This window comes from Phenylobacterium sp., from assembly GCF_004799395.1.
Classification (GTDB): Bacteria; Pseudomonadota; Alphaproteobacteria; order Caulobacterales; family Caulobacteraceae; genus Phenylobacterium.
Genome location: NZ_SSMZ01000151.1, coordinates 1 through 14,419, shown reverse-complemented (window position 1 = coordinate 14,419; position 14,419 = coordinate 1). Strand labels below are relative to the sequence as shown.

The following is a 14,419-nucleotide window of genomic DNA, read 5'->3' as shown; positions in this document are numbered from 1 at the left end:
TAGCTCTTCGCCGCAGACGGCGGCCCGATGCATACGCTTTCGTCGGCAAGGCGCACCCACATGGCGCCGCTGTCGGCCTCGGAGTGCACGGCGACAGTGGAAATGCCCATTTCCTTGCATGCTCGGTGTACGCGAAGGGCGATCTCGCCACGGTTGGCGATGAGGATCTTGTCGAACATGATCTTAGCCGATGACCGCGAGCGGCTCGCCGAACTCCACGGGCTGACCATCCTCCACCAGGATCGCCACGATCTTGCCGGCCTTGGGCGCGGGGATCGGGTTCATGGTCTTCATGGCCTCGATGATCATCAGGGTCTGGCCGGCGGCGACCGTGTCGCCGACCTTCACGAAGGGGTCTGCGCCGGGTTCGGGCTGCAGATAGACGCTGCCGACCATGGGCGATTTCACCTCGTCGCCGCTGGCGCGGGCCGGGACCGCGGGTTCGACGCCAACAGCAGCCTGCGGGGCCGCAGGAGGCGCCGCGACTGGGGCGGGTGCGGCGGCATAGGTCATCGGGGCGGCGGTCAGGGTCTTGGCGACGCGGATCTTCAGCCCGGAATGTTCGACCTCGATTTCCGAGAGGCCGGTTTCCGTCAGGATGTCGGCCAGTCTGCGCACCAGGCGCGCGTCGATCGGATCGGCGGCGGGGGCCTTGGGAGGGCTAGCCATGGAGATACCTTCGCTTCTTCAGTCTTATTGTTCGCGGGTGAGGCCCGCGGCTGCCTCGACGGCCAGTTCATAGCTCGCGGCGCCGAAGCCGCACACGACGCCGGTCGCCGCGAGGGAGACGTAGGTCTGGTGGCGGAACGCCTCGCGCGCGGCGGGGTTCGAGAGGTGGCATTCGATCACTGGGATCCCGACCATCTTCAGCGCGTCCAGGATCGCCACCGAGGTGTGCCCATAGCCGGCCGGATTGATCACCACTGCGGACGCCTTGTCGCGGGCCTCCTGGATCCAGTCGATCAGCTCGCCCTCGTGGTTCGATTGCCGGAACACGACGGTGCGGCCCAAGGCCGACGCGCGGGCTTCACAGAGCCGCTGCACGTCTTCCAAGGTCTGATGTCCGTAAATCTCCGGCTCGCGGACGCCCAGGAGGTTGAGATTGGGCCCGCTCAGCACATAGATCGGTTTCGACATTCGGCTCCGCCGTCGATTCCGCCGTCTTGTACCGGGCGGGGCAGCGGGTCACAAGCTTAGCGAAAGGAGGCGCGATGAGCGCACTAAGCGCCTTTGGGCTGTTTGCCGTCACCGCCATGCTGGTGAGCTACGCATTTGAGGCCCGTTCCGCCTGGTGGGTGCTGGCTTTTGCAGGCTCCTGCTGGTTGGGATCAGCCTACGGATTCCTCCAGGGCGCCTGGCCTTTCGGCCTCGTCGAGGCGATTTGGGGCGGTGTCGCCCTTCGTCGCTGGTTTAGATTGGGGATCGAGACAGAGATCGCCCAATGAACCTGACCGTCAACGGAGAACGCCGAACGTTCGAGCCGCTGCCGCATCTCGCGGCGCTGGTCTCGGCGCTGGGCTTGGACGGGCGCAAGGTGGCGATCGAGCGAAATCTGGAGATCGTGCCGCGGTCGGCCTATCTGAAGACGGCGCTCGCGGACGGCGACCAGATCGAGATCGTGCACTTCATCGGAGGCGGCTGAGAATGGATGGATCGACCCAGGCTGCCGAGGATACCTGGACGGTCGCTGGCCGCACCTTCACGTCGCGGCTGATCGTCGGCACCGGCAAGTACAAGACCTATGCCGAGAACGCCGCCGCCGCGGAGGCCGCGGGCGCCGAGATCGTCACTGTGGCGCTGCGCCGCGTGAACCTCTCCGATCCCAGTCAGCCGATGCTGGTCGACTACGTTAAACCCGACCGCTTCACCTTCCTGCCGAACACCGCCGGCTGTTTCACCGGTGAGGAGGCGGTTCGCACGTTGCGCCTGGCGCGCGAGGCCGGGGGCTGGGATCTGGTGAAGCTGGAGGTGCTGTCCAACACCAAGCACCTGCTGCCGGACATGGAAGAGACGCTCAGGGCCCTGAAGCTGTTGATTGCCGACGGCTTCCAGGTGATGGTCTATTGCTCAGACGATCCGGTCTATGCGCTGAAGCTCGAGGAAGCCGGAGCGGCGGCGATCATGCCGGCCGCGGCGCCGATCGGCTCCGGCCGCGGCATCCAGAACTTCCTCAACCTCGGCCTGATCATCGAGCAGGCGAAGGTGCCGGTGCTGGTGGATGCCGGTGTGGGCACGGCGTCGGACGCGGTGCTGGCCATGGAGGCCGGCTGCGACGCGGTTCTGATGAACACCGCCATCGCCGGCGCCAAGGACCCGATCCGTATGGCGGTCGCCATGAAGCATGCGGTGATCGCCGGCCGAGAGGCCTTTCTGGCCGGTCGGATGGCCAAGAAGTCCTACGCCGATCCCTCGTCCCCGATGGTCGGGCTGATCTAACTCTGCGCCTTGAACTTCGCGTGGCAGGCGGTGCAGGTGTCGCCGAGGTCGTTGGCGGCCTTGGAGAAGGCCGCGCCGTCCTTCTTCATCGCGGCCTTTTCAGCGTCGCCGGCCAGCCGGGCGAAGTCGGCGGCAGACGCGGCCCAAACTGGGCCTTTCGCCTTGTTCTCGGCGCTGTTCAGGTTGGCCGCGGGGCCTTTGAGCTTCTGAGCCGCCGCGACCGCCTCGGCCCAGCGCGAGGCCGGGACCTTGGCCGCGTCCGGGCCATTAGCCGGATCGACGTCGCCGCCGACCGCGAAGATGGTCGTGGTGGCTGCGTCCACTACGGTCTTCATCTCGGTTTTGAGGTCCGCGCCCGCAGCCAGGGCGACGCCGGCAAGCGACAGGGTGAGCACGAGAGCCAGCGAAGCACCACGCATGGGACGGACCTCTAGAAGATGTCCTTCAAAGCTTAGGCGGATTGCAGGCCTTCCGCGACCCGCTGGATATCGAGCTCCGGCGACAGGCCCAGGCCTGCCAGCATCTCTGCACGCTCCGGCCCGCCGCGCGGCCGATAGGCCTCGGCGTTGCGCGCCTTGCCCCGGGCCCAGTAGCCCAGCACCTTGGCCAGGTTCTTCGGTCGTTTGAGCCAGGCCTGCGGGTCCTCCAGCATGTGGAAGCCGCGCAGGGCGGCGCGGAACAGGTCCACGTCGGAGCGCACCGCGATGGCGACGCCATCCTCCAGGAAGCCCTTGGCCAGGCGGCTCTTCAGGCTGGGCTGATAGCCGGGGGTCAGCGCGTGGCGCGCGCGGCGGATGGCGCTGCGGTCGGCGTCGCGCATGGTCTTGTAGTAGGGCCCGAGCTCCGCGCCGATGCGCCGCTGGTAGGCCTCCAACCGCGCGGCTGGGTCCTCGAACATCTGGATGGCGTCGCGCAGCAAGTGGGCGCCCACCGCGGCGAAGGAACATCCGCGGCCGAACAGCGGATTCGACCGCACCAGGCTATCGCCTACCGGAAAGAAGCCCAGCACCGCGGCCTTGCCGTTCGGCGCGAAGTCGCGCCAGCGGCTGTGCAGGTCGCCCATGCCGAACACGCGGCTAATCGGCGTGGCGGTGGCGGAGTCGGTCCATGGCGCCAGGCCCGGCAGGAGGGCGCAGGCCGCGTCGAAGGTCGCCGGATCGACGATGTTCTTGCGCAGTTCCTCCTCGACGTTAGGCACGCAAAGGGTGATCGAGAAGCAGCCGTTGTCCGCCGGAAAGACCCCGAACTTCAGGTACTCCAAGTCGCCCGTCAGGGGGTCCTTGCCGCGCGGCGGCTCTTCCACGCCGGGGTTCAGGCGATAGTGGCGGGTGAAGTAGAGGATGCCACAGTCCTCGGACTCCTCAGAAATCGCCGCGCCCGCCGCGCGAAGCTGTTCGACCGCGTCGGAGGTACGTCCGGCGGCGTCGACCACAATGTCCGCCGGAAATTCATGGACGCCGTCCGCGTCCTCGATGACCAGGCCAATCACGACCGGGACCGGGTCCGCGGAGATCTGCAGCGCTTTCACGAAAGCGCCCGAGCGGATGACCACATTGGGCTGGCGCGCCACATAGCGGCGCATGATCAGTTCCAGCGTCGTGCGCCGGCTGGTCAGCACGGCCAGATCGCGGTCCACGGACTCGGGGCTATAGCTGCGCTTGTGGATATCGGTGAGACCGCCCTCGAAGCCCAGATCGCGGCAGCCTGCGGCCAGGAGCTCATCCAGCAATTCAGGATGCTGGTTGCGGATCAGCAGGCGCAGACGCGCCAGGAAGGCGTGGCTGTGGCGGAGGTGCCCGACGCCGCGGCGCGCCCAGCTGTCGAAGGCCGCGTCCGCGCCGCCCTCCGGAGGCGGCGCGTCGCGCTCGAGCAGGGTGACCTGGCGGCCAGTGGGGGCCAGCGCCAGCGCCGTCCAGAGCCCGGCCATCCCTGCGCCGATCACCAGCACCCGTTGCGTCATTCCGCCTGCTCCTAAAGTCTCGACCGCAGACTACGGCAAGATCCGGCTGCCCTCAGGTCAAGGCCTGCGCGTTAATCAGCTGGTGCTCTTCGCCGCCGGGCCGCCCTTGGCCCCGGCGATGGCGGCCTTCAGCGCGGCGATGTCCGCGCCCGGTATCATGGTGTCGCCGATGATGAAGGCCGGGGTTCCCTCGATTTTCAGGTTCTCGGCGAGAGCGTGGGTGTCGAGGATCTGACGCTCGATCAGCGGATGCTCGGCGTTCTTGCGCGCCAAGGCCGGGTCGACGCCCACTTCCGCCAGGTGGCGGTCCAGCGCCGCATCGTCCAGGGCCTTCTCGCTCATCAGCGCCTGGTAGAGCTGCACGCCCTTGGTCTTCGCCTCGCGGGTCAGCGCCACCTTGGCCGCCGTGTCGGAGACCTCGCCGAAGATCGGGAACTCCTTGAAGACAAACCGCACGTCCGGGTTCTCGTCGATCAGCTTGACCACCTCCGGCGCGGCCAGTTTGCAGTAGCCGCAACGGTAGTCGAAGAACTCCACGACCGTGATCTTGCCGTTCGGATTGGCCACGAAGTCGCGCGGGTCGTGCTCCAGCTGGCCGCGGAACCTGGCGATGGCGTCGGTGGAGGCTTTGGTCGCTGCGACCCGGTCGTTTTCGGCCAGCTTGTCACCTGCTTCGCGCAGCACCTCCGGATGGGCCACCAGGTAGGCGTGGACGCGCTGGCCGAAGGCGGCGTCGTCGGCCTTCTGGCAACCGGCGAGGCTGGCTGCGGAAAGGGCCAGGACAGCGAGGGCAGGGGCCAGGCGGCCGTGGAGCAGGAATGTCATGCCCGCCAGATAGGACGGATTGGCGACTTTTGCGAGGCGATCCGGCTTGGCCGTCAGCGGACTTCGCTGCTGAACGTCAGACCCTGCCCGCCACCGCGTCGCAGGTCATCGCCGGTCGGCTGGGAGACCAGCAGGATGTCGGTGGCGCGGCGCCAGTCGGCGCTGTCCTTCGGCAGCCTGTCGCGGGCGCGGATCGCGAATTGGCGGGCCAGCGGCATATTGCCGACGTTGAACTCGAATTCGGCGGTGGCGAGGCGCGCGAGCCCCTCGTCGCCGTGCTTGTCATAGGCTTCCGCGAGGACCCGCCAGGCGGCCGCATTGTCCTCTTCCTGGGTCAGCGCCTTCTTGAGTTGAGCGATGGCTTCCTCGGTCTTGGGCCGGCTGTTGAGCGCGATCAGGGTCTGGCCGAGGTTGATCCGCAGGAGCGGCGCGTCGGGGCGCAGTTCCACGGACTTGCGCTGCGGCGTTTCGGCTCCCTCCACCTGGCCGAACTCGAACATGATCTGGCCCTTCAACTCATAGAGGAAGGCGTTGTCCGGCTGTTCGGCGATCAGGTCGTCGACGCGCTTCAGCGCCTTTTCCGGCTCTTTCAGCTGGTAGTAGGCGATCGCGCGGGCGTAGCGGGCGGGATAGGACAGGTCCTTCTCGTCGAACTTGCCGAGCGAGGCCTGCGGATTGATGAAGCCCTCCAGCTTGGCCTTCATTATCTCGTGCTCGGCGACGGCTTCCGGGCTGTCCTTCTTGTAGTAGTGCGGCAGCGCGGCCACCCGCACCTGCAGGGACTCGATGCGGTCCGACGACAGCGGGTGGTCGATGAAGAACTTGTAGCGACGGTACTGGGCGAAGACCTCCTGGTAGCGGTACTTGTCGAAGAATTCCGCCAGGCCGCGTCCAGAAAGGCCGGCCTTTTCCATGTAGGTGGCGCCGGCCTGGTCGGCGCGGCTTTCCTGTTCGCGGCTGAAGCCGATGGCGCCGAGCGCGCCAAAGTAGGGCGCGCTGGAGATCAGCCCTGCCGCCGCGTCCCCGGCGCCGGCGATCGCCGCCAGCACGCCCAGGCCCATCGTCAGGATCATGGGGACCATGCCGGCGCGCTGCATTTCCCCGGAACGGAAGCTGTGGCCGCCCGCCAGGTGGCCGATTTCGTGGGCCATGACGCCCTGCAGTTGGTTCGGATTGTCCGACTGCATGATCAGCGCCGTGGTGACCATCATCACGCCCGGCGCCGCGGCGGCGTTGGGGTCCTTGGAGCCGATCAGGACGATCTGGATGCCCTTCGGATCGATGCCTGCCGCGCGGAAGATCGGCGCCACGTCGCGGTGCAGGATCTCTTCGATCTCGGTGTCTCGGATCAGGCTGTCGCCCGGCGCAAACTGGGCGGCCGCGAGCCCAGGCCGCAGCACCATGCTGACGGCCAGGGTTGCGGCGAGCGCGATGCGGGAAACCGAGCGGGCAGAGGCGGCCATTCTCATCTCTCGACTACGCCCCCCGTTTAGAATCTAGCGCGTCATCCCCGCCGCCACCAGCCTTTGCGAGGCGCGGCGGGCGGGGCGGAGATCTCCGCCGGGTCCGGTTCGCGCGACGCGGCGGCCACGGGCTTGGGCGCAGGTTCCGGTTCCGGGGCGGCGGACGCGGCGACGGCGACGGCCTCCACGACCGGCTCGGCGGCGGCGACAGGCTTGGCCTTCGCGCGGCTGGCGCGCGGCTTCTTGGCGGGCGGCGCAGTCTCGGCGACCACGGGCTCCGGTTCCGGCGCCGGTTCAGGCTCGGTTGCGGCGATCGCTTCCGCCTCGGGCGCGGGCGTCAGCGCCTCCGCGGCGATGGGATCGGCGCCGCCTCGACCGCGGCCGCGGCTACGGCGCGGTCGTTTCGGTCGTTCCTCGGCGGCGGGCAGTTCGACCCAGACCTCCTCGTCGCCGCCGTCCGCTGTGCGGGCGATGGCGGTCGGCGCCGGCGCAGCAGCCTCGGCGGCGACGCGCGGGGCTTCGCGCATGTCGTTGGCTGGGCTCAGAGCCGGCGCGGGCGCCTGGGCCTTCTTCATGTCTTCCGAAGGATCGTACCAGACGAACGGGTCGTCGCCGTAGGGCACCCAGGGGCGCACCCAGGAGAAGGCGTCGACCGGGCGGCTATCGTCACGCATGCGGCGTCCGCCGCGCCGGCCCCGGCGTCGGCGGCGGCCTTCGCCGCCTTCGCTGTCGTCGCGCGGCGCTTCGGCCGGGCGGGGCGCGGAGGCGCCGGCTTCCCGCGGCTCGCGCGGTTCGCCGTCACGGCGTCCGCGGCGGCGGCGGCGGCGGCCGCGGCGGGCGCCTTCGCCCTCCTCGGCATCGTCGTCGCGGGCCGGACGCTCGACGCGTGCGTGCGGTTCGTCGTCGTCGGTGTCCTCGCGTTCGAGGGCCACCTCTTCTTCTTCGTCCTCTTCCTCGTCCTCGAAGGCTTCGTCGTCGTAGCCGTCGTCGACCATCGGCGCATAGGCCGCGGCGGGCGCGGCCACCATGGCGTGGTCGGGCCGTTGCTCCATCGAGGTGCGTTCGATCAGGCAGTCGGTCTGGATCATGTCGTCATCCACCAGGATGGTGACGTAAAGTCCCAGGGTCTGCTGCAGCCGCGCAAGGTGGGCGCGCTTCTCGTTGAGGATGTAGAGGCCGACGGCGCGGGGGGTCTTCAGCGTCGCTTCGCCGCCGCCCTTCAGGGCTTCCAGCTCCAGCGAGCGCAGGGCCGCCAGCGCGCTGGACTCCACCGAACGAACCCGTCCGGTGCCGCCGCAATGTTCGCAGACGTGGGTGGTGCCCTCCAGCACGCCGGTGCGGCGACGCTGGCGGGAAATTTCCATCAGGCCGAAGGCGGAGATCTTGCCCATCTGCACGCGGGCGCGGTCGTCCTTCAGGCAGTCCTTCAGCTTCTTTTCGACGGCGCGGTTGTTCTTCGACTCATCCATGTCGATGAAGTCGATGACGATCAGTCCGGCAAGGTCACGCAGGCGCAGCTGCCGGGCGGCTTCCTCGGCCGCCTCCATGTTGGTCTTCAGCGCGGTGGCTTCGATGTTGCGCTCGCGGGTGGACTTTCCGGAGTTCACGTCGACGGCCACCAGGGCCTCGGTCTGGTTGATCACCAGATAACCGCCCGAGCGCAGCGGCACGACCGGCGAATAGATCTGGCTGAGGTGGTCCTCGACCCGGTGCTTGACGAACAACGGCGTCGGCTCGCGGTAGAGCTGCACCTTCTTGGCCTGGCTGGGCATCAGCATGCGCATGAACTCGCGCGCTTCTTTGAAGCCGGCCTCGCCCTCGACGAACACGCCGTCGATGTCCTTGTCGTAGAGGTCGCGGATCGCCCGCTTCACCAGGTCCTCTTCCTCGTAGATGAGGGCAGGGGCGATGGAGTGGAGCGTCGTCTCGCGGATGTTTTCCCACAGGCGCAGCAGGTAGTCGTAGTCGCGCTTCAGCTCGGCCTTGGTGCGCTTGGCGCCGGCGGTGCGGACGATCAGGCCCATCCCCTGCGGCACATCCAGGCTCTGGACGATGCCCTTCAGGCGGCGGCGGTCGGTGGCGGTCTCGATCTTGCGGCTGATGCCACCCCCACGAGCGGTGTTGGGCATTAGGACGCCGTAGCGACCGGCCAGGGACAGATAGGTGGTGAGCGCCGCGCCCTTGTTGCCGCGCTCTTCCTTGACGACCTGAACCAGCATGATCTGCCGGCGACGGATCACTTCCTGGATCTTGTACTTGCGCATCAGCCGGCGGCGGCGGCGGGCGACCTCTTCCTCCATGACGTCGTCGTCGTCCTCGGAGGCGGTGTCATGGTCCTCGTCGTCGTCCTCGGAGCCGCCCTCAGCAGCGTCGGCGGCTTTGCGGCGGCTGCGCGGCTCGTGGTGGTCGTCCTCTTCCTCGGCTTCCTCGCGCATCAGCGCTTCCCGGTCGGCGACCGGGATCTGGTAGTAGTCGGGGTGGATTTCGTTGAAGGCCAGGAAGCCGTGGCGATTGCCGCCATACTCGATGAAGGCCGCCTGCAGCGACGGCTCAACGCGCGTCACCTTGGCGAGATAGATGTTCCCTCTGAGCTGCTTGCGGTTTGAGCTTTCGAAATCGAACTCTTCAACGCGGGTTCCGTCGACCACGACCACACGCGTTTCTTCCGCGTGGGCAGCGTCGATCAACATGTTCTTGGACATTCAGATTATCTCCGCAGCGCGCTCTGGGCTTTCGGACCAGGCGCAGCTCGCTGTTTGTGGGATGGACGCGCGCGCCGACGGAGAGGGCGCCGAGGACGGCGTCTCCGGAGGCCTGAGGCCGGTATGTGGCGTGAGCAGCGCTGCCCATCGAGTGTGTTCCTAGGCGCGCCGGAATGGCGCGGATCGGATAGGGCGTCGCTCGCCGGAAAACGGTCAGCTGACGCGGGCTTTTGTTCGCGCGACCCTTCGCCCCGCATGACGCGAGAGGCGGTTTGGCGCGCGGTTGGACATTGCAACACTGGGCCGCAAAAGGAAAGCCGTACCGAAAAGGTCGCACCCGGCAAGGTGTGGTTAATCTTTTGTCCACCGGCTCAGCGCGTATATGGCTGTTGAATTGAGGAGTTGAAGGACTTCTCCAGGGGCTGAGGCAGGAATGCGGTTGGGGGCAGGGGTCCTGATGCGGAACCGGGGGCGCGTGGCGATGGCCGCAGCGGCCGCTGTCGCCGTGGGCCTGGCTGGTGCGGTCGCCTCTCACGCCGCCGGCGCGGTGGGCGGCCTCCTGAAGGTGCGTCTGGGCGGCGATTCGCAAGCCACCCGGCTAGTGATGGACCTCGATCAGGCCGCCAGCGCGCGTCTCGTCGCCGACGGCGCCAACGATGGCCACGCGGTGCTGGTGCTGCCGACAGTCTCGGCTGCCGGTGGGCTTCAGGGGCAGGGCCAAGGTTTGGTGAAGGCCTGGTCCGTCGATCAGACCTCCGGCGGCGCGCGTCTGCAGATGGACCTCGCGCCCGACGCCAAGATCAAGGGCCGCTTCCTGCTGCCGCCCGCCGACGGCATTGACCACTACCGCTACGTGGTGGACGTGATCTCCGCGCCGGGTCAGGTACGGATGACCAGCGCCAAGGCCCCGGTGATCCCGGTGGCGCTGAAACTGCGCCCGCAGATCATCCCGGCGGTCGTCCACGCCCAGCCGATCTCGCTGAAGAAGGTGATCGTCATCGACCCTGGCCACGGCGGTCACGATCCCGGCGCGCTCGGCGCGCAGGGCTTCGAAAAGGACGTCAACCTCGCCGCTGCGCTGGCGCTAAAGGAGCGGCTGGAACGCTCGCCCCGCTATGTGGTCGTGCTGACCCGCGAGGACGACACCTACGTGCCGCTGCAGGACCGCGTGCGGATCGCGCAACGCGCCGGCGCCGACCTTTTCATCTCGCTGCACTCGGACTCGGGCGGCGACGCCAATGTGCGCGGCGCATCGGTCTACACCCTCTCCGACAAGGCCTCGAACCGCGCCGCCCGCTTCGTCAAGCAGGACGACTGGTTCATGAAGGCGAGCCTCACGGGCGACCGCGGGGTGCAGGACATCCTCTTCGACCTGACCCAGCGCAACACCAAGAACCGCTCGGCGGCCTTCGCCGCCAACCTGGTCACCCACATCGACGGCAAGGCGCCCCTGCTGCGCCGCAGCCAGCGCGACGCCGGCTTCATGGTGCTGCTGGCCCCTGACGTACCCGCCGTCCTCCTGGAGATGGGTTTCGTCACCAACGCCGAGGACGAGGCCTTCCTCCGCGACCCCGCCGAGCGCAAACGCCTGATGGGTTCGGTCGGCGACGCCATCGACGACTACTTCGCCGAAGCGACGAGACTCGCGTCGCGCTGACGCAGTGGCCGCGGGCGCCCGTTGGCGCCGCATCCGAAGCCGGTTAGACCGAGCGGGCAAGGGGCGGGGCGCCTCTGGAGGCCGTTAGTCCGTTGGATCTTCCCCGCGAAAGATGGGTCGCGATCGCCGGCGTGACGGTGCTGAGCCTCATCGCTGTGGCGGGCTTCGCCGTCGCCATCTGGGCTGCGTGGCTGTTCCACGACATGCCCGACGCCTCCGACCTCGCCGACTACCATCCGCCGACGGCGACGCGCGCCTATGCCTGGGACGGGACCCTGATCGGCGAATTCTCCCGCGAGCGGCGGATTTTCGTGCCCTACGACAACATCCCGCCGCAGCTGGCCCAGGCCTTCCTGGCGGCGGAGGACCGCAACTTCTTCAAGCACGCCGGCCTCGACTACACCGGCATCATCCGCGCCAGCGCCAAGGACATCGTCAACATCGCCCAGGGGCGCAGGCTGGAGAGCGGCTCGACCATCACCCAGCAGGTGGCCAAGAACATCCTGCTCACCAACGACGCCACCCTAGGACGCAAGCTGAAAGAGGCGATGATCGCCCAGCAGCTCGACCACGCGCTGTCCAAGGAGCGGATTCTCGAGCTCTATCTGAACGAGATCTGGCTGGGCTACCGGTCCTATGGCGTGGGCGCGGCGGCCTACAATTATTTCGGCAAATCGATCACCGACCTGGACCTGGCCCAGAGCGCCTATCTGGCCTCGCTGCCCAAGGGACCGGACAACTACCATCCGATCCGACGCAAGGCGCAGGCCATGCAACGCCGAAACTGGGTGCTGGACCAGATGGCCGATTCCGGCTGGGTGACCCGCGCCCAGGCCGACGCCGCCAAGAAGGAGGACCTGGTCGTCCAGCCGGAGCCGACGCGGGCCAAGTACCGCGACGCCGACTATTTCGTGGAGGAAGTCCGCCGCCGGGGCCTGGCGACCCTGGGTCCGCGCCTTACCGAGGGCGGCTACTACATGCGCACCACGCTGGACCCGCGTCTGCAGAGCGCGGCCCGCACGGCGCTGATGGATGGCCTGGAGCGTTACGATCGTCGCCACGGCTGGCGCGGCGCCTGGGGCCACGTCACGACGCTCACCGGCTGGGAGCAGGTGGCCAAGACGACTGTGACGCCCGCAGAGCGCCGGACCTGGGAGGCCGCTGTGGTCACCGACGTCAAGGGCGGCGTGCGGATCAAGACCGTGGGAGGGCAGACGGGCGCCCTGGCCGCCGAGGACGTGACCTGGGCGCGGGCCGGCAAGGGGATCGGCGCGGGCGACCTGATCTTCGTGGCGCCCGACGACAAAGGCGGCGCCGATTTCCGTCTGAAGCAGGTGCCGGCAGTGAACGGCGCCCTGGTGGCCATGGACCCCGACTCCGGCCGGGTGCTGGCCATGGTCGGCGGCTATTCCTTCTCGCTTTCCAGCTTCAACCGCGCGACCCAGGCCTTCCGCCAGCCCGGTTCGGCCTTCAAGCCGATCGTCTATGCGACGGCGCTGGAAAACGGCTACACGCCGGCCAGCATCGTCGTCGACGGCCCGATCTCGCTGCCCGGGGCCAACGGCCAGGCCTGGACGCCGGAGAACTATGAGCACGAGTACCTGGGGCCACTTCCGCTGCGAAAGGGCCTGGAGCTCTCGCTGAACACCATGACCGTGCGCCTCGCTCAGGGTGTCGGAATGCCGAAAATCAGCGCCTCGGCGATCCGGCTGGGCGTGGTGACCAAGATGGAGAACGTCCTGGCCATGGCGCTGGGCGCTGGCGAGACCACGGTCTTCCGCCTGACTGGCGCCTACGCCGCCTTCGTCAACGGCGGGCGGAAGGTGGAGCCGCACCTCATCGAACTGGTGCAGGACCGCGAAGGCAAGACCATCTTCAAGGCCGACCAGCGCGATTGCGACCACTGCACCATGGGCTTCAACGGCGACGAGAGTCCGCGCATCCAGCCGAGCGGCGCGCAGGTCTGGGACCCGATCACCGCCTATCAGATCACCTCGATGCTGCAGGGCGTGGTCCAGCGCGGCACGGGCGCCGCCGCCAGTGTCCTGGGGCGCCCCACCGGCGGCAAGACCGGCACGACCAGCGAGTTCCGTTCCGCCTGGTTCGTGGGCTTCACGCCGCACATCGTGGTGGGCACCTACATCGGCTTCGACGATAACCGCAGCCTGGGCGAGGGTGAGCAAGGCGCGCGCGCGGCCCTGCCGATCTTCATCGGCTTCATGCAGGAGGCGAACAAGCTCTTCGCTCCCGACGACTTCAAGGCCCCGCCCAACGCCCGTTACGCCATGGTCCGCGGGATCCGCGAAGCCTTCAAGCCCGGCACCGAGCCGAAGCTCGTGGACGACAGCCTCACGGGGCCGCAGCCTTACGACCAGGTGTTCGGCAATGGGATCACGGGAGCGCCCAACGCTGCGGCCGCCGTGAACCCGCAAGCGCCGCCAAAGCCGCCGGTCAAGAAGGACGAGGTCAACGGCTTGTACGAATAGCCGTGTCGGCCTATCTGGCGCGTCCGCTACCTGGAGTGTCCCCATGAGATTGGATGTCGAGGCCGCCAAGGCCGACATCGAGCAGTCGATCGAACTGCTCAGGAGGCGTCTTTGACTGGGAGCCCGCGCTCCGCCGTCTGGACGAACTGAACGCCCGGGTCGAGGACCCGACCCTCTGGGACAATGCCGAGGCCGCCCAGGCCCTGATGCGCGAGCGCACCCGCTTGGCTGGCCAGATCGATGCGGTGAAGGGGTTGGAGCGAGACCTCGCCGACGCCCTGGGCTATGCCGAGATGGCCGACGAGGAGGGCGATGAGGCCTCCCTCGAGGAAGCTCGCGCCCAACTAAAGGCGATCAAGGAGCGCGGCGCGCGAGCCGAACTGGAAGCGCTGCTCTCCGGCGAGGCCGACGGCAACGACGCCTTCGTGGAAATCAACTCCGGCGCAGGCGGCACCGAGTCCTGCGACTGGGCCGGCATGCTGCTGCGCATGTACACCCGCTGGGCCAACGCCCACGGCATGGAAGTGGATTTCCTGGAAGAGACCTCCGGCGATCAGGCCGGTATCAAGTCGGCGACCCTGCAGATCAAGGGGCCCAACGCCTACGGTTGGCTGAAGACCGAGGCCGGTGTGCATCGCCTGGTGCGCATCTCGCCCTTCGACGCCGCCGCCAAGCGACACACCAGCTTCGCGTCCGTCTGGGTCTATCCCGTGGTGGACGACACCATCGTCATCGACATCAATCCCGCCGACGTGCGCACCGACACCTACCGAGCCTCGGGCTCGGGCGGCCAGCATATCAACAAGACCGATTCCGCCGTTCGCCTGACCCACATTCCCACCGGCATCGCCGTGGCCTGCCAGGCCGGCCGCTCACAGCACCAGAACCGC

At 68.0% G+C, this 14,419-nt stretch carries 13 protein-coding genes and 1 pseudogene; 6 read left to right on the top strand and 8 right to left on the bottom strand.

The window, feature by feature from the left end; translation table 11 throughout:
• From E8A12_RS09945 to aroQ, 3 genes are all read right to left on the bottom strand, one after another.
• The coding region (locus E8A12_RS09945; RefSeq protein ID WP_293368180.1) for a biotin carboxylase N-terminal domain-containing protein at positions 1 to 179 on the bottom strand (179 nt) is incomplete at its 3' end.
• Positions 180 to 183: 4 nt separating this feature from the next.
• Entirely contained in the window at positions 184 to 669 is a 486-nt protein-coding gene (gene accB, locus E8A12_RS09940) for an acetyl-CoA carboxylase biotin carboxyl carrier protein (protein ID WP_293368178.1), read from the bottom strand.
• A 24-nt stretch (positions 670 to 693) separates the two neighbouring features.
• Positions 694 to 1,137, bottom strand: a complete 444-nt coding sequence (aroQ, locus tag E8A12_RS09935; protein ID WP_293368176.1) for a type II 3-dehydroquinate dehydratase — start codon at positions 1,135 to 1,137, stop codon at positions 694 to 696.
• A 74-nt stretch (positions 1,138 to 1,211) separates the two neighbouring features.
• On the opposite strand from aroQ, the gene E8A12_RS09930 reads away from it, so the two are divergent.
• From E8A12_RS09930 to E8A12_RS09920, 3 genes are read left to right on the top strand one after another with little or no spacing between them, the layout of a single operon-like run.
• A complete protein-coding gene (locus tag E8A12_RS09930) occupies positions 1,212 to 1,445 on the top strand; it encodes a hypothetical protein (protein ID WP_293368174.1) in 234 nt (77 codons plus the stop codon).
• Positions 1,442 to 1,642, top strand: coding sequence for a sulfur carrier protein ThiS (gene thiS / locus E8A12_RS09925; protein WP_293368172.1), 201 nt, complete (start codon positions 1,442 to 1,444; stop codon positions 1,640 to 1,642). Before E8A12_RS09930 ends, thiS begins: the two co-directional genes overlap by 4 nt.
• A gap of 2 nt (positions 1,643 to 1,644) precedes the next feature.
• Positions 1,645 to 2,436: a thiazole synthase gene (locus tag E8A12_RS09920; protein WP_293368170.1), complete on the top strand. Its 792-nt coding sequence runs from the start codon at positions 1,645 to 1,647 to the stop codon at positions 2,434 to 2,436.
• On the opposite strand, the gene E8A12_RS09915 is transcribed toward E8A12_RS09920, so the two are convergent.
• The 5 genes from E8A12_RS09915 to E8A12_RS09895 form a co-directional block, all read right to left on the bottom strand.
• Positions 2,433 to 2,855 carry a hypothetical protein gene (locus E8A12_RS09915; protein ID WP_293368168.1) on the bottom strand — a complete coding sequence of 141 codons (423 nt, stop codon included), beginning with the start codon at positions 2,853 to 2,855 and terminating at the stop codon, positions 2,433 to 2,435. The genes E8A12_RS09920 and E8A12_RS09915 overlap by 4 nt on opposite strands.
• Before the next feature lie 32 nt (positions 2,856 to 2,887).
• A complete protein-coding gene (locus tag E8A12_RS09910; protein ID WP_293368166.1) occupies positions 2,888 to 4,396 on the bottom strand; it encodes an FAD-dependent oxidoreductase in 1,509 nt (502 codons plus the stop codon).
• A 75-nt stretch (positions 4,397 to 4,471) separates the two neighbouring features.
• Positions 4,472 to 5,221: a DsbA family protein gene (locus E8A12_RS09905; protein WP_293368164.1), complete on the bottom strand. Its 750-nt coding sequence runs from the start codon at positions 5,219 to 5,221 to the stop codon at positions 4,472 to 4,474.
• A gap of 53 nt (positions 5,222 to 5,274) precedes the next feature.
• On the bottom strand, positions 5,275 to 6,684 hold the full coding sequence (locus E8A12_RS09900) for a M48 family metalloprotease (RefSeq protein ID WP_363211903.1): 1,410 nt from the start codon (positions 6,682 to 6,684) through the stop codon (positions 5,275 to 5,277).
• A 41-nt stretch (positions 6,685 to 6,725) separates the two neighbouring features.
• The gene (locus tag E8A12_RS09895; RefSeq protein WP_293368160.1) at positions 6,726 to 9,386 is read right to left on the bottom strand and encodes a ribonuclease E/G; all 2,661 of its coding nucleotides are present in this window, start codon (positions 9,384 to 9,386) and stop codon (positions 6,726 to 6,728) included.
• A 481-nt stretch (positions 9,387 to 9,867) separates the two neighbouring features.
• Here E8A12_RS09895 and E8A12_RS09890 point away from each other — a divergent pair, with 481 nt between their 5' ends.
• From E8A12_RS09890 to prfB, 3 genes and pseudogenes are all read left to right on the top strand, one after another.
• Positions 9,868 to 11,043 carry an N-acetylmuramoyl-L-alanine amidase gene (locus E8A12_RS09890; RefSeq protein ID WP_293368158.1) on the top strand — a complete coding sequence of 392 codons (1,176 nt, stop codon included), beginning with the start codon at positions 9,868 to 9,870 and terminating at the stop codon, positions 11,041 to 11,043.
• Positions 11,044 to 11,135: 92 nt separating this feature from the next.
• Positions 11,136 to 13,529 (top strand): penicillin-binding protein 1A, encoded by a 2,394-nt coding sequence (locus tag E8A12_RS09885; RefSeq protein WP_293368156.1) that lies wholly within the window; start codon positions 11,136 to 11,138, stop codon positions 13,527 to 13,529.
• Positions 13,530 to 13,572: 43 nt separating this feature from the next.
• Positions 13,573 to 14,419: pseudogene (gene prfB / locus E8A12_RS09880) on the top strand (peptide chain release factor 2); the annotation flags it as partial.

What these genes read in the sequence shown, in the direction of transcription:
- accB (WP_293368178.1), bottom strand. Translation starts at nt 669, where the DNA reads ATGGCTAGCCCTCCCAAGGCCCCCGCCGCCGATCCGATCGACGCGCGC.
- aroQ (WP_293368176.1), bottom strand. Translation starts at nt 1,137, where the DNA reads ATGTCGAAACCGATCTATGTGCTGAGCGGGCCCAATCTCAACCTCCTG.
- E8A12_RS09930 (WP_293368174.1), top strand. Translation starts at nt 1,212, where the DNA reads ATGAGCGCACTAAGCGCCTTTGGGCTGTTTGCCGTCACCGCCATGCTG.
- thiS (WP_293368172.1), top strand. Translation starts at nt 1,442, where the DNA reads ATGAACCTGACCGTCAACGGAGAACGCCGAACGTTCGAGCCGCTGCCG.
- E8A12_RS09920 (WP_293368170.1), top strand. Translation starts at nt 1,645, where the DNA reads ATGGATGGATCGACCCAGGCTGCCGAGGATACCTGGACGGTCGCTGGC.
- E8A12_RS09915 (WP_293368168.1), bottom strand. Translation starts at nt 2,855, where the DNA reads ATGCGTGGTGCTTCGCTGGCTCTCGTGCTCACCCTGTCGCTTGCCGGC.
- E8A12_RS09910 (WP_293368166.1), bottom strand. Translation starts at nt 4,396, where the DNA reads ATGACGCAACGGGTGCTGGTGATCGGCGCAGGGATGGCCGGGCTCTGG.
- E8A12_RS09905 (WP_293368164.1), bottom strand. Translation starts at nt 5,221, where the DNA reads ATGACATTCCTGCTCCACGGCCGCCTGGCCCCTGCCCTCGCTGTCCTG.
- E8A12_RS09900 (WP_363211903.1), bottom strand. Translation starts at nt 6,684, where the DNA reads ATGGCCGCCTCTGCCCGCTCGGTTTCCCGCATCGCGCTCGCCGCAACC.
- E8A12_RS09895 (WP_293368160.1), bottom strand. Translation starts at nt 9,386, where the DNA reads ATGTCCAAGAACATGTTGATCGACGCTGCCCACGCGGAAGAAACGCGT.
- E8A12_RS09890 (WP_293368158.1), top strand. Translation starts at nt 9,868, where the DNA reads ATGGCCGCAGCGGCCGCTGTCGCCGTGGGCCTGGCTGGTGCGGTCGCC.